Consider the following 21585-nt stretch of genomic DNA (forward strand, 5'->3'; position numbering starts at 1 on the left):
CCTTTATTTTATTTTTATGCTTCAAATGTAATGTCAAAACTAGATTCACGACGTCCTGTTACAGCGTTTGCTAATGCTTGTAAAACTTGCTCACTCAATTCTTCTAAACGTCCTGTTGATAGTACTTCTGCATGTGATAAAGAGCACACAAATCGTGTATAAATATGATCAACTACCGGGAATTTTACTTCTGTTTCTTCACAAGTTAAAATGATATTTTGACGATTCCCTCTAATTTTTACGTTTGTTGGACACTCAGTGATATAGTTGATAAATTCTTTCTCAGTTCTCATGCTAGAAAACCCCTTTCGCACATTTCATTTTTTCTTTCCTTGATGAACTTATTATAGCATGTTGTGAATTAATGAACAATGATTTTGTGAAAAAATATTCAATGAAACCTTGTGAAAACGTACACAAATAAAAAAATAACCTATTTTAAACTCAAAACCTCTTATAAATGTCGAAATTTAAACTCGAACAGATGCTTCTAACAGTAAATTTTTTTGTCAATCGGCATCAATTTCTACTAATCCGCCATAAGGTAAAATCATCATCGGTGAGTTATGACCAAAATTCAAATCGTAACCCATCATTCAATCACGTAAGCCAAGCTCCTCAATCACGACCTGATAAATGACCACCTCATACTCATCCTTCTCATCGTACGGCTTCCCAAACAAAATCCCTCTTACTTGTTGCAAACTCCCCATTGACCCATCATTTTGAAGCCAGTACTTCAACAAAGTGGGATCTGATTGATGCTCAGACATCTCAAAAAATAACATCACCTCTTTCCAATTTTAGGCCAAAGACTCATCCCTTTTGCCATCTCAAACACTTCAATGCAAGCTCCGAACAATCGTCCTGTGATTCCCCCACCTCCTTGCAACCACTTCGATCCTTCGTTTTTCACAACTTAGCGTCGTTGATGACATAACTCATAGTCGCAATGCAGGTATTCACTACCCAAATTCCAAGACATCTTGATTTCACCTCCTACATCAGTTTCAAATAACATCTTCTGAACGCAGTTCTTCGCATACTCAAACATACCACCATTTTTTGCAAATTCTGCGAGTAAACTCGGTCCATAAAAGCTAGAAAGACCTGCCTTAAAACACATTAAGTGACCAATTGTTGTATCAGAATGACCAATCAAAATTTTAGGATTCTTTTCTATGATGCCTAAACCCACACACGGTAATAATCTGATACGATTATCATCACCGATACAATTAAAAATCGCTTTGATGCTATTATCTTTAAAAGCTTCCATCAAATCATCTGCACGTTCTTTTGGCTGCCTATCAACATATTCACTCCCCGATAATGTATGTGCCATTTCGATAACCTCTAAGCCAAAAACCTCTTTTATCACCTGTTTTCCTTGCTCATATCGCCAGCTCCTCCCCAAGATAAACTGACCGTTGCGATTTTGTCGCCTATCCTTTAAAAAATCGAATAAAAAAGGGAGCTATTCGCTCCGTTATAACCAAGAATTAACTCATTTAAATTCATTTTCTATACGATTTTCGTTCCATGCACTTCATTTATCTGTAAAAATCCAATCAATTCCTCACGATTTTTTGTTGTAATTCCCTTACCTGGCATAATTATTATTTCATTATTTGCGTATTCAATAAATTCTTTAATCAATTCTTTTCCTTTAAGAGCATTTTCATTTTTTCCTGTTGTCAAGATACGATTAATCCCTAACCCTTTCAAAATATCAATTCCTTTAAATGGATCTGTCAATTCGTCAAATGCCATATGGAATGTCATCGATAATGGTTTCGCAATTTCAACTAACGTTTTAATGGTCTTAACATCAATTTCATTTTCTTTCAGGGCACCAATTACCACCCCATCTACACCTATTTCCTTACACTGTTTAATATCTTCAATCATAATCTCTACTTCATCTTCGTTAAAGCAGAAATTTCCACCACGGGGTCTAATCATGACCATAATGGGAAGTCGCACATCACGACGCGTTTTGATAATCGTTCCATAACTTGGCGTTGTTCCACCCTCTAACAAATTAGCACATAATTCAATTCGACTAGCACCACGTTTTGCTGCCTCGATTGCTTCTTGATAACTTCCGACACATGCTTCATAAATCATGATGATTTCCTCCTTCATTATTGATTAATTGATTTCCTCATTTTCTATATCGTATACTTGAAACTTTTCTTCTTGTAATTTTTTAAATTTCATTGCCATGCCGCTCACATAATAATGGTTTAAATAACAATATGCCGCAGCAAATAAAAATACAATAAACTGGCTAAACAAAGTCAGAATAAAAAAGATGGCAATCCCGGCGATTAGAAATCCAATCGTGTTAAGAAAATAAAAAATTGGAAATAGAATCGACATTTTTATATACTCTTTCGTCCGACAATTAAACCTTATTTCAATTCCCATATACGTCATAAATGATAAAAGCGTAATAAAAATCAGAAAATAGTTCATCACTAAAATACCGACTTTCATAAAACCGTCTCCTAGTTGATGATCATAATAATAAACATTAATTCCTAAAATCGTGAAGATTAATAGATATGAAAAACCAATTTTATTGGCTTTTACAAAGCTTTGTCGATAATATTGCATAAATCGTGTAAATAGGTTTGTGTCTCTTTCTTCTTCTACTATTTCTTTAATTAATTTCAGCCCTGCATAGAAGGATGGTGCAATTCCAAAGACTAACAATCCCATCAAACTTCCAATCACCATATAGAAATTAATTAATAACATCTGCGCCACATAGTTGGCAAACTGGTACAGTTTCCCTTCTAAATGTCTTGTTTCATTCATCCTATTCACCCCATTTCATTTAAGAAGAAGATTAATGCAACCTTCTTCTTTAGTCTAGTTTATGTTCTTCATTCATCGCCCATTTTGAGACATCTTCTACAGGCCTGATAACTGTCTCTCCATCAATTATCTCAGCCACATAAGTTTTGGCAGGATGATCATGTGTTGCTACAACAAAGGTAAATTCGATATTCGTTGCAATGCCCCATTCGCATTCTTTATTCATCGCTACAATACTAATCGGGCTTGCTTTACCACGTTTTTTTATTAGTTTTCGCTCAAATTTCTTTAATGCTTTTTCGCATGCCTCCATCGGCGTTAAGCCTTGCTCCATTAACGACGTGACTTCATATGAAAGACAACCTTTCATAATGTCCTCTCCTACTCCAGTTGCGGCTCCACCACCGATATCACTATCTGCATAAAAGCCCGATCCAATAATCGGTGAGTCTCCCACACGGCCAGGTTTTTTCATAAACAACCCACTTGTCGATGTTGCAGCAATCGTTGTTCCTAACTGATCGACACAAACCATGCTAACTGTATCATGACCATCATATGACGTTAATTCATTCATATCTATCTGTGACTTACGATCACGATATTCTTGCATTGCTTTTTCGGTCAGCATATTTTTGCGCTCAAATCCTTCTAGATGAGCATATTGCTCTGCTCCTGCTCCAACTAAAAATGCATTAAATTGCTGATGTGATAATTTCTCAGCCACATCAATGACATTTTTAATATCTTTTACTGCCCCTACTGCTCCAAAACCAAGTGTATCTCCATTCATCCATCCCGCATCAAACTCGCACACACCCTCTTGATTTGGTAATCCACCATATCCCACTGATTTATAACGAGGATTGTTTTCAACATCATGGATAGCGACTTTTAACGCATCCGTCGCTGCTTCTCCCTTATTTAATAAGTGAGATGCTAGATTCACACCATCCCGTGCAAAATACCAAGTTGCAATGATTCCCCACTGATTCATATTTTTCCTCCATTTACATTTCATTACATTTTTTATCTTACCTCTATTATACCGTATTCATGATTTAAATTCATTTGTTCAATTGTTTTTGCTAATAATTTAACACCATATCCAGTCATCCCTGTCACATAATCCCCGCGATCTGCATGTACATCCGTCATGGCTGCGATATCAACATGTGCCCATGAAATCTTATCATCCACAAATCGTTTTAAAAATAAGGCTGCTGTAATATGTCCTGCATAACTTAAACTAGAAAGATTACTTAAATCAGCATAGTGACTATTTAAACTGCTATCATATTCTTTAATTAATGGAAGCTCCCAAACTTTTTCTCCGGTTACATGAGCACTCTCTTTCAATTCCTTTCGAAGCGATTCATCATCCGTGAAAAAGCCAGCCATTTCTTGTCCGAGTGCCCCTCCAATTGATCCAGTTAAGGTCGCAATATCAATAATACTTTTAGCTCCTAACTCTTGTGCATAAAGAAGTCCATCAGCTAATAAAAGTCTGCCTTCTGCGTCTGTATTAACCACTTGTACCGTTAAACCATTTCGATATTTAATAATATCACCGGGGACCATCGCTTCACTATTAATGAGGTTTTCAGTTGTTAAAATAATTCCAATCACATTTGCTTCTTTTTGTTGGATCGCTAACTCATAAATCGCTCCAAATACAGCTGCTGAACCTCCCATATCCACACGACTACCTGATAAATCCCGACCACTTTTAATGTTGTAACCACCCATATCAAATGTGATCCCTTTCCCGACTAATGCAGTTAGTGGTAACTCTTGATTTGTTTGATATTTGAGAGTGATTACTCTGGGTTCAATATGACTTCCTTTTGATACCGCTAAAATTCCATTAAACTCTCTTGAGATTAAATCTGCTTTATTCATCACTTCAACGTCAACCTTTAAATCTTGAAATGCTTCAGTTATGAAGTCTGCATACTGCGCGGCATTAAACTGATTTAATGGCTCATTTGAAATATGTCGTGCTAATAAAGTTGCTTTTGTTTTATTTAACACGTCTTGATATAAAGATTTAAGATCGAGTTGATTATCAAAACTAATCGTTTTTAAAGCTGCTGACTTGCGCTCTTTTTTATAATCATCTTGATAATTGGTTCCTAAAATTAGTCCTTCTAAAAAGTGGGGTAGCACCTCATCTTTTAATCCATTAAACGTCACACGTTCAATCTCTTGTTGATCTAAAAATCGTCCCACTTCTCCACCTAATTGACGATATTCATACTCGTGTTGAATCCCTTTGATTCCAATTAGTACTACATTTTGTTCATTCAGACTTCTTTTTTTATAAAACGTTATTGTTTTATACTGTGTCTGTTCTTCCGTATACAGGACTTGATTTTGATAAGATAAATCCTCACACAAGTAGGCTACGGTATCGCTTGATAGATTTTCTTCTACATTAAAAGTTCTAAAACTCTTTAACATTTTATCCCTCCTTTTAATTAAATTATTAGTGGAAAAGAGTCATTAATATGACTCTTTTTATCCTGTGATTCCTGAACGTTCAAAGCTTTCAACAAATTTTCGTTGAACGATGAAATATAAAATTAAGAGTGGACTAATAAAGATAAGTAATGAAGTCCCCCTAATAGCCTGAAGTAAAAATGGACTAACTTGATCGATTTCAAAACCAGTTAGAGCGCTATAAGCACCCGTGATTACATTCGTATTAGACACTTGCGTATTCATAATTAATGAGAGTAAATCAGTTCCTGATTTCACAAATAATGAAGAATAGTATGTATCTCCATAATTCCACGCAAATGAGAATACGCCTACGGTTAACATGGCTGGCACTGTTGTTGGAAGCATAATTTGTACAAATGTCTTAACATATCCTGCTCCATCAATACTTGCTGCCTCTTCTAATTCTTTTGGCAATCCTCTAAAGAACTGTCTAAAGATAAAAATAAAGAGACCTGATTTTAATCCATGCCCGAGTAAAGCAATCATAAAATAAGCGGGTGTATTATTTAGTAAATTGATACTTTCTCCATTAACCATTTCAATCATTCCAAAGAAATCAAAGTATCGATAATTTAAATATTGAGATAAAATCATCGTTTGAGGCGGCACAATAATAGTTAAAATAACCCCAGCAAAGATTAGATTTTTCCCTTTAAAGTTAAATCGTGCTAATCCATAACCAACAACCGCAGAGGAAATAAGTTGAATCACCATAAGTGCGCCAGAATAAGCCATCGATAATAGTAAGGATTGATCAGGTTTTAAAATTCTACTGCATAATTTTAAAATAATCGTACTTGGATTTTCAGGAATCCAAAAACTTAATGGATTCCCTAAATCATTTGGAGAAGTAAAGGCGGTACTTATCATTTTTAAAACTGGATATAAGATCATAAATCCGATACTGATGACAAGTGAATATTGAATCACCTTAATCACAAATTCATTGAATTTTCTCTTTACTCTAGGATTCGTACACCCCTGTTTAAGACTCGGCTTATTCATAGTAAAACACCACCTTAGATAACAACTTAATTAAAATTCCTAAAATAATGACAATTGAAATAATGTAGCAAACCGAAATCGCAGCACTCGCTCCATAGTTTCCTGTTGTAAACGCCATCTCCCTAGCAGCCTCTAATACTGCTGAACGATACATCGATTCAACAATGGTATACACTGAAACCGTCACAATGATTGGAGAAATCATTGGAATTGTGACTTTCCAAAACGTTTCATACTTTGTTGCACCTTCAATCCATGCTACTTCATACAAGGTAGAACTAATCGATTGCAGCCCTGATAAGAAAATCAAGATTTGGACAGCTGAATACGAAATAATTTCAAAAACTTGATTAATCGAATTTCCAATAAACATCGTAATTCCAGATGGAATCCCCGCATTATTTAAAAATGTAAAAATCTCACTGACATTTAAGAAATTTGAGGATCCGACTTGTTCCACTCCGATTTCAGTTAATGAACTTCCCGTTTGAAATTTTGTATAAATATCTAACCCAAATATGATAGGTAAGAAAAAGATGGTACGTGCCACGCCTCTAAATTTGAAGTTTGTATTTAAAAGCACAGCGATTAGCATACTAAAGATGACAATCGTTGGTAACTCAATGAGGGTTTTTTGAATGGAAGTGAAAAATGTTCGTTGAAAATCCGGCACAACCCTAAAAATATAGTTGAAATTTTCAAACATCACCCATGATTTACTCAATCCTCCTTGAACTAATTTGATTTCTTGGAATGAATAAATTACCGTATAGATAAGTGGGCGAATAAATATGAGGAAAAAGCCAATGACCCAAGGAAGTACGAATAAGAAACCGACAATATTTCTTTGTTTTGAATGATGGAGTTGCTTATAATATTTAATTGGATTTATGAGTTTCATCATTTATCCCTCCCTATTCTACGATATAGTCTAGCGCTGGAATCATTTTTCCACCCACATTGACACCTTCGTTATTATAATTAAAGATTAGCGTCTTTCCATTTTCATAAGTCACTCGATATACATCATTCATTAATCGTTCATGTCCTACGATATGGCCATTTCCTATTACTTGTTTTGATTCTTCAATCACTTTCGATGTTTCAAAAATATCATCTTTTAAATCGTCAAATGTTGTGTGATAGTAATACGTATAATCCGTATTGTTAAAGAATGATGAATCTTCATAAGAAACGGTATATTTAACATCCATACCGAATTCCACAGCTTTTAGGAGATTTTTTTCTACTGACGTCGCATTTTCAATATTCACACTTTCCCCACTGTAATCAAAGAATCCGTTATATGCAATCTGTTTGAATGGAATTGAATAATCAATCACCCCGTTATAAGTTGTCTCTAATGGAATATTCGTTTGATAGCTGCTATATGGGAAGGTGTAATTATAACCATCTTTCATTAACAACTGATATCCTGCCTCTGTTAATGTCTGAAGTGCTTCTTCTACATATTGCTTAGCGTAAGTAAATTCTACTCCTTTGCGACCATAGTTAGCATAATATAAACTTCCAATATTTCTAAGAGATAATCCACTCAATTCAAATTCTTGATTTTTCAAATATCGATCGACAACACTATTTAGGTATTGTGGAGAGACAAAATATTTAACTAAACTTGTTTTATCTTCTAGTAAGGTATTCGGTTTGACATCCTGTCTTTTTAAAACTTCGTTTGGAACATTTGTAATCCCATGTTCAGTCGCGCGGAATCCATTATCATTTTTACGATAGGTTTCAATAAATGAGATATCAAAATAATGATTTACTTCATTGTCATTTAAGTACGAGACTAATGATTCAAACTCAGACTTTCCACCTGCCGCTTGATCATATTTGATTTGAGTTGGGAGATCATGTGTGTATCCTCCGTTCATCCAACCAGTATACACTGTCGTTAAGTTTTTCACAGTTTTCAACTCTTCTAAAATCTTAATGACTTGTTGGTATGTCGTCGCGTACTCTACTTTATCAAATTGAATTCCCATCACATTTTGTTCTTTTTTTATTCCACCAATCATATCCACTAAAATCCCTGATGAAATATCATCTTGAACCGTTAATCCATACGTGTTAACCAGGTATTCACGATATAAATTTGCCATACTAAAATAATCATTATTTGATTCATCTAATAAATGATATTGAATACGATACTCACTTGTCTTATTCTCAGAGTAATATTTAATTGTTAAAGATCCATCACCATAAAAATCATGATTATAGGTATCTACATTTTGAATACGTGGAAAAATACGACTTGGCTCATTTTCATCATTACTTACCGTTAAAACCAAATTTGTTTTTTCCGCCCCTTGATCGACGATTGCTAAAAAACCTTGAGTTTCACTCGTCATTCCATACACCGGCATTGTTGCCAATTCATCGAACCTTTTGACTGGAGACTCTAGCAGCTCACTATTATTATAAAGTGATTTAATATAGACATTATTTGTTCCTTTAACACCATTAAGTTCTACAATCCCCCCGCTACCATCTGGTAGTAAAGCATATGACGATTCTCCATTTAAAGTAGCGCCAAATGACGGTAATAAATCCATTGTTACGACCTGAAACTCATCTGGAATTAACGCAGATTGGAAGAGAACATTCACATTTAATGTTCCATTTTCAAAGGTGTACTCAATTGGAAAGGTAAATGTTCCTTTTGGATGCTTCGCTTCATCCTTCCCCGTATATTTGTAGATATCATCACTTAAATCTTCAAAGGTGTACTCTCCTTCATAAAAGATAATTTCATAGACAAGTCTTGAATCACTTTTAGGATTACTTGGATAGTAGACATCACGGTCTTTAGAATATTTATAATATTTATTAATTAATTCTTTAGACTCTTCAGAGACAACATTCAATATTTTTTCTTCAAATTTATCTGGTGCAATGAACGATGGCAAGTCCTTTAACGAGTATTTAGAATCTCCAATCGTATAATCAACACGCACACCATGGTCAATCTCATAAACCTCATAACTTCCTTCTTTGACACTTTGGTTCATCGCATTAAGTGTTTGAGTGCTATTAGAATCTTTTAATTTGTACGTGATGGTAAATGGTGTTTTTAATGCCTCGCTACTTCCCGCCGATGCGAGCGTATTGTATGTGATATTTGTTTTCTTATTTAATATCTCAATATTCGTTGTTGTTAAATCCATCTTAACCATATAATCTGCTTGATCATAAAGTATTATGTACTTTTCCTCATCCTTTAAGCGTTGGTAATTTAAATCGATTAATTCACCAAGTTGTGTTTCGCGATCCGTATGTTCTAATGTTTTAGCATCTAAATCATTGATTCGACTTAAAACAAATCCCCCACCTAGTAAAACAACGACGAGTAGCATGAAAAGCTTTTGCTTAATTGATGTTTTAAATACAAGGTAAAAGATGCCTAATACAATCGATTTTAAAACCCTATAAATCCCCAGAATGATACTTAAAAACCACAATCCGATTCCTTTAAATAAACTAACAACTAGTTTAACAACGAATGAAAAAATACTGATGATTCCTTCCTTTACGCAACTCATCGCTTACCCCCCCATCATATAGTTAATTTCACGTAAAATTGAAATAATAAAGCCATAAAGTTGTTGTAGTAAACTAAATAACAATATGAGGATAAATAAAATGATGATGCCAGCTACAACAGATAATACAAGTGTTCCAATCGTCTTTCCTAATGAATATTCTTGAACGACAACCATCCCAATAATAAAACTAAAGACAGTCCATAATAATCCAATATTTAAGATTAAATAATAAAAGACAATTTCATCCGCGACAATTAGGTGACTAAAACATAGTGCGATAAACTTCGTGATAATCAAAGGGACAGAGCTATACAAAATGACTTGATACATCTCAATAAATTTTCCCTTCCCATTCATCAATGTTGTGACTGACCAGATGGAAATATTAATTAAAACGACAGTCATCATTGGAAGTGAGATTTGACGTAATAAACTGAACTCATGTGGATTATAATTATTAACCAAGAAGCCCGTATAAACATATTCCGCTATGCTTAACAAAATAAGCATTAAAAGGAAATGATGCGCAACTTTTAGTTCGCCCTTTTTTTGAAATTTTAATGCTTCATATCCCTTAAATGGGCGTAAGTTAACATGTAATGGAAAATCAACATATCTCTCTTTGAAATTAGAATACATCAGCCTGCCCCTTCTTTCCGCTACGACGCACAGATTTTACAACGTAAAAGATTACCGCTCCAGTTCCAACAAAAAAGACGACTGGTAAGTATTGTTTAATCATTTCACCACGATATTTTTCAAATGCTCGTGTATAGTTACTTCGACTTTGACCTAATTGGAAATATTCCATGGCTTCTTTGTACTGACCTTCACGATATTTAATTTTACCGATTCCAGTATAAGCTAATTCGAAGTTTGAATTTTGTTTCAATGCTTCTTCCCAATATAAAGAGGATTGATGAAGATCTCCATCATAATAGCTTTTTGAGGCATTCAACACAATTTTCCCATATTCCGTTGGCGTGTACACTTTCATTCGATTTGAACTACTGTCAATTACGACTAAGTCATCATCTACCCAAATAATTTCACTTGGTTTTTTCAATTCATCATTATTTCCTAAAATTCCAAGCATATTTCCATTTTCATCATATAAGAAGATACGCCCATAAACTTCATCTAACGCTGCATAAATTCCATAATCGTTTATGGCAATTGAAACAAACACATTTGTTCCGTATTTGCTTTTTTGCATATAATCCCCGCTCGGACGAGCAAAATCGTACTCAAACTTTAAGACATCCTCACTTTTAAGATTGAATTTCTTAATCGGTTCTTTACTATCTGAGCGCGTGACGGTGTAAATAAATCCATTCTCATCCACATCAATATTAGCAAATTGTGTTGGTAAATAGCCGATTGTTTGTTCACGTTGCTCTTTTGTCATAAATTGATACCAAAATAAGTCAACAAAATCAACTTTAACTTTATTTACCCCTTTAAATCCATAGAAATTCCCCTCAATATCGACTTCTAAAATTCCTTCATAAATTCCATTTACAATCATGTAAATACGCCCAACATTATCAACGGCAATTTTAGTCGGCTCATAGGTTGCTTTCTTTTCAAGTCCAGGTACACCCTCTGGTTTTCCTATGATAGTTTTTAATTCGTGTGTCATTTGATCTAAAACGACGACTCGTCCATTTCCCGTATCTGCAATATAAATTAACCCATCGCGAATATAAAGGCTTTGAGGTTTAGATAACTTATCACCATTGTTAAATGTCGAAATCGTTGAAATATAATTAAATGATTGATCTAATATCACGATCTTCTCATTTCCCTCTGAAGCATCGAGTAAGTAAAATTGATTGTTTTCATAAAAAATATCTGTGATTTTATCTAATCTAATGCCTTGATTGAGGTAATCATTTGCATCGACCATCTTTACATTTTCAAACAATGGTGCTGAATAATAGGGTTCCCCCCAGTAATCATATAAGTAATATTCACTATTTGAGTTCACATCCGCTTTAACAGGATTAACATTCATCATTGTAGCTACTACTAAACATGCAGATAAATATTTAAGTTTTCTTTTCACTCCCCACACCTACTCTTTCATACCAGACGTTGCAAACGTTTGAATAATATTACTTTGTGTAATAACAAAAACAGTAATTGGTACAATCATCATAATGAGTGTTATAGCTGCCGATACACCTGTTCTGGCAATCCCAACTGTTACAACTTGATTTAGTGCATAGCTCAAGGTCTTTAATTCTTCACTGTAGATAAAGTTCCCCCCCGTTGCAACCCATAGCTGTTGAAATACGAGAATGACAAGCGTTAACCATGCAGGTTTAACAACTGGCATGACGACTTTCCAAAAGATTTCAAACTCACTTGCCCCGTCAATTTTAGCGGCTTCTATCAACGACATCGGAATCCCTTCCATAAACTGTTTCATTAAATAAAGGCCAAGTGGATAGGCAAAGGCTGGAAGAATAATTGCCCAATAGGAATCAACTAATCCTAGCGATGAAATCGTAATATAGTTAGGAATTTCAGTCACTTGTGGTGCAAACATTAAGGATAAGACAATGATATTAAAAATAAATTTCGAACCCGGGAATTTAAATTTCGCTAATGGATAAGCTGCCATAGAAGCAAAGATAACATGGCCAAACGTTCCTGCTAATGTAATTAAAATCGTATTAAAGAAATAGCGAGAGAATGGTACCCATGAATTCCCAATCACGATGAGTAAATCGTAAAAGTTCGTAAAGGTAGGGTTTTTTACAAATAATTGTGGTGGGAACATAAAAATTTCATCCATTGGTTTAAATGCATTATTAACGATAAACAACAATGGCCAAGCTGAGAAGAGTCCAAATCCCCCTAAAAATAGAAACAGTGAGAAATCTCCCAGCTTTGAACGGTTCAAACGTTTTTTCCCATATTTATGTTTGTGTCTACTTCTTTTTAACCACGATGGAATCATTTTAAGGACATCTAGACCTTTTTTGGGAAGACTGATTAAAAAGACACCAAACTGCTTTAAATACGTTGGGATTAAACCGATCTGTTCAAAAACTGTTTTACGAATGGAAATGATAAACGCAACGACCCCGACCATAGCAATCACATTAATCACAAATCGCGTAAAAAAGATAAAAATTAAGAAGAACGATAGGCCGGCAACAACAAATAATAACTCTCTATAAAATTCTTTATTTTTGTTATATTTATTTTTCATGTTATGACCCGACCTTTCTAAGTAATTTTTGAACGACTAAGTTTGAAAGAAGCATAATGGCAAATAATACCGTAGCAATGGCTGAGGCATATCCTAACTCATATCTGATTTGACCATAATCCATTAAGTGAGTGACAATCGTATGTCCTGCATAATCAACCGATGGAAATCCAACTAATTGAACCGAAACATTTGAAATAGCAAATGATTGTGTAATCTGCATAACAGCACCAAATAATAATTGTGATTTCATAGATGGTAATGTAATGTGCCATAATTCTTGCCAACGATTTTTGATTCCATCAATAGCTCCTGCTTCATAAAGCGTTGTATCAACATTTTGAAGTCCTGCCATAAAAGCAAGGAAGGATACCCCTAAACTTAACCAAAGCTGAACAATGATTAAAATCCAAATCATATAATCAGGGTCTTGTAACCATTGAATTGGTGAATCAATAATTCCCCACTCCATTAGGTAGGCATTTGCAAATCCATACACGTCACCTGAGAAGATAATTAACCAAATTAAGAACGCATTCCCAGCGATTGAAGGCGCATAAAACACTAAGGTTAAAACAGATCTTAGTTTTGGTTTAAATTCATTAATGACCCAAGCAAAAATGAAAGCCATGATATAGCTTAATGGACCTGTAATAATCGCTAAAAACAATGTATTTTTCAATGCGATTTGGAAGACTTCATCCTCTACAAATAAGCGAATATAATTATCTAAAAAAACAAATTTCGGTGGCTCTAACATATTAAAATACGTAAAGCTTAGCCCCATCGACATGACAACCGGAACAACCGTAAATAATGTAAATAAGATGATATATGGTGCTAATAAAAAGTAATAGGCTTTATTATTTTTATTTTTTGTTTTAATAATTTTGCCTTGTTTGTCATATTGTTTCCCCCCTAATCGATCACTCTATGCCAAATTCTTTTCGTTTTAGCGTTAACTCGCTATCAATTTTTTCAATATAGTCATACAGTGTTTCACGTGGGTTCGAACCATTGTTAATGACTTCCCTAAATGCATATTCTACTTCACGAGCTGTCATATATCCACCAGGAACTTGTGGAACGCCTTGTAAACTCTCACGTTGTTTTTTTAGTTGCTCGATATCATGACTTGGCCATGGTAATTCATAGATGGCTTCTTCGGTTGCCGAAGCATGACGCGCTGCAACACCTAAGACTGTTTCAATTTCAGTTCCGAAACTAATTTGCGTTTCTTTACTCGTCCACCATTTTAAAAATTCCCAAGCACTATCTTTATCATCACTTTGATTAAAAATGACAGATCCTTTTACATAAGAAGCGGCAACATTGTTGTATTCTCCATCTTCATTGACATACGAAGGTAATGGTGCCATTTTCCAACTCCCGCTTATTTCAGGTGCAAAGCTGATAGTAAGTTATAATTCGTATAACTTGCTATCCCAATTGGAATTTCTCCAGTTCGCATACGGTTGTAGAAGTTCGCTGTAACAGGCAATCCATAGTTAGTATAAAAATCAGTCCAGAATTTGAATGATTCCATTGCCTCTGTTGAATTTAAGGCACTTGATTCCCCATTATTTGAATAGAACTCGCCACCCTGTTGGAATAATAATGTTGCATACGTCGTATTTGGAACAGCTTGTGAACTTGCTGAATTAATAACCGTTGTATCCATAAAGAAATCTAAATGATTTTGATTTAAAATCGGTAACATCTTAAATAAATCATCCCAAGTTTCTGGTACCTCAAGCCCTAGCTCATCTAGAATATCTTCTCGATAAAATAGCATTTGATGAATTTGCTCATCTGGTAGCGCGTACACTCCCCCACTATATTCAAATGGAACTAATGCACTTTCATCAAAACGTGTCATCACTTCACTAAAATCTTCAAACTCACTTAAATCAACTAAAGCATTTCTTAAAGCATAATTGATTGGTAAATTTTCATTTAATTGAATCACGACATCTGGACCTTCTCCTGATAATGTCGCAGGTAAAACAACGCTTTCAGGTACTAATTTCACATCCACGCTAATTCCAGTATTGGGAGTAAATGAATCATCGATTAATCTTCTTAAAATATCTGATTGATCCCGACCTGTAATGACCCATACCTCAATTTTTTTACTATACTCACCTGTTTCAGTTACGAAGCTATCATAATCATTGAAGAATGAACTTATAAATCGCTGTGATTCATACACCATGTTTTCAAAGAAATTTCCGTTTACTTTTGGTAATTTAGCGTTAGCTTCTGTGACTAATAAATAATCAATCTCTAGCGGTTGTTCCTTCATGGTTTGAATCCATGTCCCTAAAGCAGCATTATTCGAGTTAAACTCTTCTAATCCTGTATGAATTTCATCAGGATATTTGATAAATTTCTCGAGTTGGATTAATGACGTATGTAGCGATGATGTTGTCTCACTCCCCCCCCCACTAATCTCCTCTAAGTTTTTAATAATCCCTTTTAAACGCTCTACTTCTGTTGAGATATTATCTAATAAATCTGGAATGACAACTGGTAATTTATAATCTCGATACGTGTCAGGAGTTGCCCCAGTGACTAACAAGATACTGCGATAAATAGTATTTAAATTTGTGATTAGGATATTCGTTTCATTAATGACATCACTCATTTCTCCTAATACAACTTCTAATTTAATAATATTTTTACCCGCATTTAGATGAATCAGCATCGGTTCATCGTCTCCGATTGTTTTCATTTGAAATTTACTATCATAATTAAAGGCAATACTTTTAGCCTCTTCAAACGGAATCTCACCATTTACATATAAGGCACGGTTTGAAGAAACCCCACGTTTAAAATTCTGGTTAGCTCTAAAGGATAATTGATATAACCCTTCTTCCTCAACTTCAACTTCCCACTCAACAAAGTCTCCAACAAAACGCCATGAATCTCCACCAATAACATTTAAGCGAATCTCACTTGGATGACTGGGTTCAGTTAACGGATTTGAATTATTCATACGTGGATATAAAGAAACTGAATTTTTTCTAAATGTTTCTTCACCTTGAATTTTGATAAAAGCTGATTCAACCTCATGAATTCCATTTTGATTTAATTCAGTCACATATTCCTCATAGGTCTTGATTTCCTCGGCCTGTTTGAAGATCATTTGATTAAGTTGCATCGGCTCACTAATTGATTCAACAGTCAGAACATGCTCCCCTTTATCTAAATAAACCATCAAAGGATTTGGGCTCATTCGTTCTCGATCATATACAAACGTTGTACATTCTTCAAACAATTCAACTTGATCGGGTCTTACATCATTTCCATTTACATTTTTAATCTCACTTGCATCCGTAAATAGACGATTAAAAGAAAGACGTGCTAACTCATCATATGGTAATTGACCATCGATATATAATTTTCGCTCGATTTTCGCCCCTTTACCTTTAATCGGTAAATATGAAAATTCGATTTGATAGAATCCTTCTTTCTCAACTTCAAAATTGAATGAGACATACCCTTTTTCCGTTGTGATGACTGATCCATTTACCACGTCAAGCCCACTCATATTTGAATTTCCTTCATCTAAATGAGTTGAATTAATGACAATTTCTTTTGAAGAAACTAATTCTGCCTGAGCATACTGGTTCAAATATTCTTTATAGTTTGTTTTTGAGGCGGATACTAACATACTCTCCGTAATCTGAATTTGATTCCTCACTTGACTCTCCGTCTGACTCGTCAAAACCTCACTTGCTTGAATTGGGACATTAGATGTTAATAACATGATGGCTAACGGAATCGTAACAAAAGGTTTTAATAACATGTTTTTTGTATATTTCAAACAAAACTCCCCCCAGCGTGATAAGTATTAAATAATTTTTACTTATTTTCATGAATGACGTTTAATAATGTTTTAGTCTGATCCGTTTGGTATTCCCAGAACATGACCCCTAACAATCCTTTTTCCTTCACATATTTCATTTTTTCTGCAACTGATTTTTCATTTTCATACGTAATGAACGTGTCGCCATTATAAGCCCAAGGCGCTTTTGCTAAATCATCCCAGTATTCGTTAAATCCTTCTTCATTTATTTTTTTAACAATGTCGTGGTAATCGAAATATAACCCATGTTCTCCTTTAATTCTTGACCCTAATCCATTATTTTTATTTTCAACTTTACTGCCACCACGACCATAAAATGCAATTCCTGCCACTAACTTTTCAACGTTCATACCTAGCTTGATAAATTGCTCAATAAAATAAGCGCCTCCTGGATAATACGTTTCTCCATATTTCTCAGTTAAACAAGATGGATAAATATTAGTATGATGGCCGGTTACATGGAATGATCCTCCCATGTCATACGTCATGATATTCACATAATCTAAAATTTGATTTAATTCTTCCATTTCAACTGCACGAAGATATGACAGACTTGCCCCCGCTGCAATAGTTAATAAATAATCTTGGTTCGTGCGTTTACTTAATTCATCTAAATCCTGTCTTACCTGCTTTAGTAACAGTGTAAAGTTCTTTTTATCATCTGGGTGGCAGCTAATCCCACCTCCTGGAATCGTTGGGTATTCCCAATCTATATCAATTCCATCCATGCTATACTTTTGCATAATTTCGATACTACTTTTTGAAAAAAGTTCTCGACTTTCCTGTGTTTCAGCTGCTTCAGAAAAATTTGAAGCTCCCCATCCCCCAATTGATACACAAACTTTCAAATGTGGAAAATTAGCCTTTAGGTCTTTTACTTGAATGGCACGATTCCAATTTTCATGTACTTCTCCACTCGTATCTTTTACTGTTGCAAATGCGTAGTTAATATGTGTTAAACTTCCAAGATCAACATCATCAACTTTCCAATCTGTACCATCTGTCAAATAACCTAAAATAATCATTAACTTCACCTAACCCTCTTCTGATATTAAATAATGGAGATTTATCTAGAAAGACTGAAGCTTTCATTCTAAAATAAATCTCTTTTATTTAAGTCGTTTCATCTGTAGCTAAAAACTATCTTTATAATCTTAAAAATATTACTATGGCAAGACCTTTAATCAGTATGAATTATTACCTGTTTCATCTAATCAGACTTTATTGAATCCCCCCACGTAAACCACTAAACGACATCCGTTCACAGCATATCCAATTAGAGTAACGTCTTTTTAAAAGTAAAGGCACACCTAAGTGCGCCTTTCCCCCCTTTATTTGCTTAGGTTTGATTTTATAATTCCATCTAATGTTTCTAAGTGTGTTGTTAAAGTGGTTGGGTCAACAAACCATTCATTGACAAAACTTGTGTAACTCCAATCATATCCACCAGAGTAATCTGTGTAAGGATCGATTTCCCCTTTATCTTGAAGATATTGCACGATTTCCACTGCATCATCTTGAGTAGGGAAGTTTCGTTCTGACCATTCTTGAACGGCTGTCGGTTTTGTATGGACAGACGTAAATAAAGCCATTGCTTTCGTAATGATCTCTAACTTATCTTCAGAAACCGAGATTGGAATAGCATACATATCTCCACGTCCAGCTGGAACGAATGCATCTGAACTATTTTCAGGGAATGGGACAACCCCATACTCTTTATCCGAGTTACGGATACAGCAGTCAGAGCGCCATGCATCTAATAATGTAAATGCAACTCCACCTTTATCTTTTTCAGCAACTTCTTGATCAGGTGTTCCTTTTTCCCATGCAGATTGCGCTGCACCAAATAAGTTTTTCATGTCCGTTAACGCATACTTGAATTTTGTATCATCAGCTGCGTATGGAACGGCATAAATGTTTAACACCCCATCATTACGTAATGTTTCTAAATAACTCATTGTTTCATAAACAGCTTCGCTATTTACATTCGATTCCCCATTTTCAATTAACTTAACACCATTTGCTGCTAATGCTGCTTTGAAAATATAGAATGAATCTGTTCCAAATGCATATGTTAATTCGCTTGAACTATCTGCATATTGTTGAACTTTTTTAAAGTATTCACGAGCCGTATCAAATGTCCATTCTCCTTTTTGCCAAAGTTCATTTGGCATTTCTTCCATTCCTGCATCTTCAAGAATGTTTACATCAAATACTAATAGCTCTGGATAAATCATATTATCACGTGCAACTCCATAGTTACTAGATCCAACAACGCCTAATCGGTATGGAAGATCATTTCCAAAAACATCTACTTCTTTAGATACTTTATCCACATAGTTCGTAATATCAGCTAAGTTCCCACTCTTCACCAAGCTCGTATATTCATCAGCATTTAAACGAACAATATCCGCTTCTGATGTCCCAGCTAAGTTCCAACCTGTTATCTCCTCAATTTTATCTTCTGATTGATACTCATAAAACTCAAATGTGATACCATACTCTTCCTCAATTTGATCCACAATAGCTGACTTATACTCAGCTTCTTCAATTGACATACATCCCTCTGTTCCAACTTTTGGACTCTTTGGATTGTCTCCACATACATGGTGCGTTCCAATCGTCAACGTAATTTTTTCAGATGTTGTACTTTCTTGTTGTGTAGAAGGAGCTTCTGAATTTGTTGAAGTATTTGTTTCAGAGCCTGCAGTTTGTCCCCCACAACCAGCAAGGCTTAATGATAACCCTGTCAGGGCTAGAAAAGATAACGCTTTTTTCATGTCTTTCATTCCTCCTTATATTTGATGCAATTTCATCCTAACACCAAATATAAGCGTTTTCAATGAAGTTGTTACAAATTAAACCAACTATGTAAAATTTGTACATTAAATATAGAATTTGTACCACACTTTCAAATTGGTCAAATTATCATTATTTGAGTAAAAAAGCAAAAGATGGTTAATATGCTTATCGCTTCGCCTTAATGTTTTTTCAAGCACAATCTCTCTTCATTCAAATTTCTATTTGTATTTTCAACTATTTTTCACATATAAAAATATAAAAATACCATATAAAAACATCTCATTTTTACATCAAAAATCTATATTTTTATGACAAATCCTTCCTTAATTTTATAAAAAAAATAGAGATTTCCATCCGGAAATCTCTTTCTTAATTCATTTCTTTTGTGACAATATAGTGTAATTCTTCTTCGCTTGATTCATTTTTAATGATTTCTTTTTTTATTAACCCGCAAGCCAATAATTCGGCTAATCCTGGCTCTAAGTCATGCTTGGCTTCTTCTAAATTTTGTAACGTTCCTAAAATATCTTCGACCTGTTCCGTAATCAAATAAACAAAGAAAATATAAATATTTTTAGCTGCAGGTGACAACTGTTCACTTTCTAGCACGGATTGTGGTAGATCCATTGTATCTTCATCATAATAAAATTCAAAATTAGTATAATAACGCGTCTTCATATTTTGGCCTCACTTCGCTTCATTCAAGATGTAAGATTATTATACAACAATCTTACGTCCACAACAAATTGAAATCTATAAAATAACAATAGATTTAGCATTGGCGTTGCCCACAAACAGGAACTTTTCTATTATTAACTTTCAAGTAGCTATGTGTGGATCAGAAGATGATTTATTTTTATACCAATCCTTGATCACCTTTTTATATGAGTAAAATGAAGGTGCCACCCACCATGATGACTAACCCAATTGCAGATTTTTTCGTTAACTTTTCCTTTAAAAACATATAAGAAAATCCGATGGTTACCAGAATACTTAATTTATCGATTGGAACGACGAGACTTGCGTCTCCTTCTTGCAGTGCTTTGTAATAACAAAGCCACGATAAGCCAGTTGTTATCCCAGACAGCACAATAAAGAACCAACTTTTTAAATCAATATGCTTCACCTCATGTTGTTTACGGGTTACGAAGACGATAATCCATGCCATGATTAGCACGACAATGGTTCGAATTGCGGTTCCTAAATTTGATTCAACACCGATAATTCCAACCTTTCCTAAGATTGCAGTTAAACTAGCCAAAATAGCCGATAAAATGGCATAAAACATCCAACGACGATTACTAACCTCTTTTTGGATATCTTCCTTTTTCATAATCATTAAATAGGTTCCAACACCGATTCCAATCATTCCTAGAAGCTTCGTTATACTTAACCTTTCTCCTAAGAAAATGAATGCTAAAATCATCGTTAAAACTGTACTTGATTTATCAATTGGCGTCACTTTATTGACATCCCCCAGTTGCAATGCTTTAAAATAACAAAGCCATGATCCACCAGTTGCTAATCCCGATAAAATTAAAAATAGTAACGTTTTTAGGCTAATCTCTGATATCGTTTGAAAAGAGCCCACGATAAAGACCATAAACCAAGAAAACACTAGAACAACCACAGTCCTTATAGCTGTCGCCACATTAGAATCTGTTTGTTGTATTCCAATTTTAGCTAAAATGGACGTTACACCGGCAAAAAAGGCTGATCCTATCGCATATAATATCCACATTAACACTCCCCCTTTCAAATCATTGTATCACATAACAGTCAAC

General features: G+C 34.5%; 21 protein-coding genes. All 21 read right to left on the minus strand.

Annotated elements, in window-relative coordinates:
• Positions 1-14: 14 nt before the first annotated feature.
• Positions 15-293 (minus strand): hypothetical protein, encoded by a 279-nt coding sequence (locus HMPREF9402_RS12680; protein ID WP_009607548.1) that lies wholly within the window; start codon positions 291-293, stop codon positions 15-17.
• Between the two features lie 303 nt (positions 294-596).
• A complete protein-coding gene (locus HMPREF9402_RS14645) occupies positions 597-788 on the minus strand; it encodes a hypothetical protein (protein ID WP_006785499.1) in 192 nt (63 codons plus the stop codon).
• Positions 788-916, minus strand: coding sequence for a hypothetical protein (locus HMPREF9402_RS14940; protein ID WP_009607539.1), 129 nt, complete (start codon positions 914-916; stop codon positions 788-790). The genes HMPREF9402_RS14645 and HMPREF9402_RS14940 overlap by 1 nt, the downstream gene beginning before the upstream one ends.
• 3 nt (positions 917-919) lie before the next feature.
• On the minus strand, positions 920-1417 hold the full coding sequence (locus HMPREF9402_RS14650) for an LD-carboxypeptidase (protein WP_009607563.1): 498 nt from the start codon (positions 1415-1417) through the stop codon (positions 920-922).
• A gap of 107 nt (positions 1418-1524) precedes the next feature.
• A complete protein-coding gene (locus tag HMPREF9402_RS12695) occupies positions 1525-2130 on the minus strand; it encodes a copper homeostasis protein CutC (RefSeq protein ID WP_009607554.1) in 606 nt (201 codons plus the stop codon).
• Positions 2131-2154: 24 nt separating this feature from the next.
• Positions 2155-2826 carry a YesL family protein gene (locus HMPREF9402_RS12700; RefSeq protein ID WP_009607547.1) on the minus strand — a complete coding sequence of 224 codons (672 nt, stop codon included), beginning with the start codon at positions 2824-2826 and terminating at the stop codon, positions 2155-2157.
• A 49-nt stretch (positions 2827-2875) separates the two neighbouring features.
• A complete protein-coding gene (locus tag HMPREF9402_RS12705) occupies positions 2876-3823 on the minus strand; it encodes a N(4)-(beta-N-acetylglucosaminyl)-L-asparaginase (protein ID WP_009607579.1) in 948 nt (315 codons plus the stop codon).
• Between the two features lie 32 nt (positions 3824-3855).
• On the minus strand, positions 3856-5289 hold the full coding sequence (locus tag HMPREF9402_RS12710; RefSeq protein WP_009607550.1) for a M17 family metallopeptidase: 1434 nt from the start codon (positions 5287-5289) through the stop codon (positions 3856-3858).
• 57 nt (positions 5290-5346) lie between these two features.
• Entirely contained in the window at positions 5347-6336 is a 990-nt protein-coding gene (locus HMPREF9402_RS12715) for a carbohydrate ABC transporter permease (RefSeq protein ID WP_009607556.1), read from the minus strand.
• Positions 6329-7237 (minus strand): carbohydrate ABC transporter permease, encoded by a 909-nt coding sequence (locus HMPREF9402_RS12720; protein ID WP_039931072.1) that lies wholly within the window; start codon positions 7235-7237, stop codon positions 6329-6331. The genes HMPREF9402_RS12715 and HMPREF9402_RS12720 overlap by 8 nt, the downstream gene beginning before the upstream one ends.
• Positions 7238-7250: 13 nt before the next feature.
• Positions 7251-9902, minus strand: a complete 2652-nt coding sequence (locus HMPREF9402_RS12725) for a DUF5696 domain-containing protein (protein WP_009607542.1) — start codon at positions 9900-9902, stop codon at positions 7251-7253.
• A 3-nt stretch (positions 9903-9905) separates the two neighbouring features.
• Positions 9906-10544 carry a YIP1 family protein gene (locus HMPREF9402_RS12730; protein ID WP_009607540.1) on the minus strand — a complete coding sequence of 213 codons (639 nt, stop codon included), beginning with the start codon at positions 10542-10544 and terminating at the stop codon, positions 9906-9908.
• Positions 10534-11973, minus strand: coding sequence for an NHL repeat protein (locus tag HMPREF9402_RS12735; protein ID WP_009607555.1), 1440 nt, complete (start codon positions 11971-11973; stop codon positions 10534-10536). Before HMPREF9402_RS12735 ends, HMPREF9402_RS12730 begins: the two co-directional genes overlap by 11 nt.
• Positions 11974-11982: 9 nt before the next feature.
• Positions 11983-13128 (minus strand): carbohydrate ABC transporter permease, encoded by a 1146-nt coding sequence (locus HMPREF9402_RS12740; RefSeq protein ID WP_009607567.1) that lies wholly within the window; start codon positions 13126-13128, stop codon positions 11983-11985.
• A 1-nt stretch (position 13129) separates the two neighbouring features.
• Complete coding sequence (locus HMPREF9402_RS12745; protein ID WP_202944075.1) at positions 13130-13915, minus strand: carbohydrate ABC transporter permease; 786 nt, start codon at positions 13913-13915, stop codon at positions 13130-13132.
• Positions 13916-14054: 139 nt separating this feature from the next.
• Positions 14055-14507, minus strand: coding sequence for an extracellular solute-binding protein (locus HMPREF9402_RS14945; protein WP_009607573.1), 453 nt, complete (start codon positions 14505-14507; stop codon positions 14055-14057).
• Positions 14508-14521: 14 nt separating this feature from the next.
• On the minus strand, positions 14522-16957 hold the full coding sequence (locus HMPREF9402_RS14950) for an extracellular solute-binding protein (RefSeq protein ID WP_009607549.1): 2436 nt from the start codon (positions 16955-16957) through the stop codon (positions 14522-14524).
• A 38-nt stretch (positions 16958-16995) separates the two neighbouring features.
• Positions 16996-18024, minus strand: a complete 1029-nt coding sequence (locus tag HMPREF9402_RS12755; RefSeq protein WP_009607543.1) for a glycoside hydrolase family 18 protein — start codon at positions 18022-18024, stop codon at positions 16996-16998.
• A 306-nt stretch (positions 18025-18330) separates the two neighbouring features.
• On the minus strand, positions 18331-19779 hold the full coding sequence (locus HMPREF9402_RS12760) for an extracellular solute-binding protein (protein WP_009607564.1): 1449 nt from the start codon (positions 19777-19779) through the stop codon (positions 18331-18333).
• 391 nt (positions 19780-20170) lie between these two features.
• Entirely contained in the window at positions 20171-20479 is a 309-nt protein-coding gene (locus HMPREF9402_RS12765; RefSeq protein WP_009607569.1) for a hypothetical protein, read from the minus strand.
• Between the two features lie 202 nt (positions 20480-20681).
• Entirely contained in the window at positions 20682-21542 is an 861-nt protein-coding gene (locus tag HMPREF9402_RS12770; protein WP_009607562.1) for an EamA family transporter, read from the minus strand.
• Positions 21543-21585 lie beyond the last annotated feature (43 nt).

The sequence above is a fragment of the Turicibacter sp. HGF1 genome, from assembly GCF_000191865.1.
Classification (GTDB): Bacteria; Bacillota_I; Bacilli_A; order MOL361; family Turicibacteraceae; genus Turicibacter; species Turicibacter sanguinis.

Coding starts and splice junctions, on each gene's coding strand:
- HMPREF9402_RS12705 (WP_009607579.1), bottom strand. CDS start 3,823: ATGAATCAGTGGGGAATCATTGCAACTTGGTATTTTGCACGGGATGGT.
- HMPREF9402_RS12710 (WP_009607550.1), bottom strand. CDS start 5,289: ATGTTAAAGAGTTTTAGAACTTTTAATGTAGAAGAAAATCTATCAAGC.
- HMPREF9402_RS14645 (WP_006785499.1), bottom strand. CDS start 788: ATGTTATTTTTTGAGATGTCTGAGCATCAATCAGATCCCACTTTGTTG.
- HMPREF9402_RS12680 (WP_009607548.1), bottom strand. CDS start 293: ATGAGAACTGAGAAAGAATTTATCAACTATATCACTGAGTGTCCAACA.
- HMPREF9402_RS12720 (WP_039931072.1), bottom strand. CDS start 7,237: ATGAAACTCATAAATCCAATTAAATATTATAAGCAACTCCATCATTCA.
- HMPREF9402_RS12745 (WP_202944075.1), bottom strand. CDS start 13,915: ATGGGGCTAAGCTTTACGTATTTTAATATGTTAGAGCCACCGAAATTT.
- HMPREF9402_RS12695 (WP_009607554.1), bottom strand. CDS start 2,130: ATGATTTATGAAGCATGTGTCGGAAGTTATCAAGAAGCAATCGAGGCA.
- HMPREF9402_RS14945 (WP_009607573.1), bottom strand. CDS start 14,507: ATGGCACCATTACCTTCGTATGTCAATGAAGATGGAGAATACAACAAT.
- HMPREF9402_RS12730 (WP_009607540.1), bottom strand. CDS start 10,544: ATGTATTCTAATTTCAAAGAGAGATATGTTGATTTTCCATTACATGTT.
- HMPREF9402_RS12725 (WP_009607542.1), bottom strand. CDS start 9,902: ATGAGTTGCGTAAAGGAAGGAATCATCAGTATTTTTTCATTCGTTGTT.
- HMPREF9402_RS12740 (WP_009607567.1), bottom strand. CDS start 13,128: ATGAAAAATAAATATAACAAAAATAAAGAATTTTATAGAGAGTTATTA.
- HMPREF9402_RS12760 (WP_009607564.1), bottom strand. CDS start 19,779: ATGAAAAAAGCGTTATCTTTTCTAGCCCTGACAGGGTTATCATTAAGC.
- HMPREF9402_RS12755 (WP_009607543.1), bottom strand. CDS start 18,024: ATGATTATTTTAGGTTATTTGACAGATGGTACAGATTGGAAAGTTGAT.
- HMPREF9402_RS12715 (WP_009607556.1), bottom strand. CDS start 6,336: ATGAATAAGCCGAGTCTTAAACAGGGGTGTACGAATCCTAGAGTAAAG.
- HMPREF9402_RS12700 (WP_009607547.1), bottom strand. CDS start 2,826: ATGAATGAAACAAGACATTTAGAAGGGAAACTGTACCAGTTTGCCAAC.
- HMPREF9402_RS12770 (WP_009607562.1), bottom strand. CDS start 21,542: ATGTGGATATTATATGCGATAGGATCAGCCTTTTTTGCCGGTGTAACG.
- HMPREF9402_RS12765 (WP_009607569.1), bottom strand. CDS start 20,479: ATGAAGACGCGTTATTATACTAATTTTGAATTTTATTATGATGAAGAT.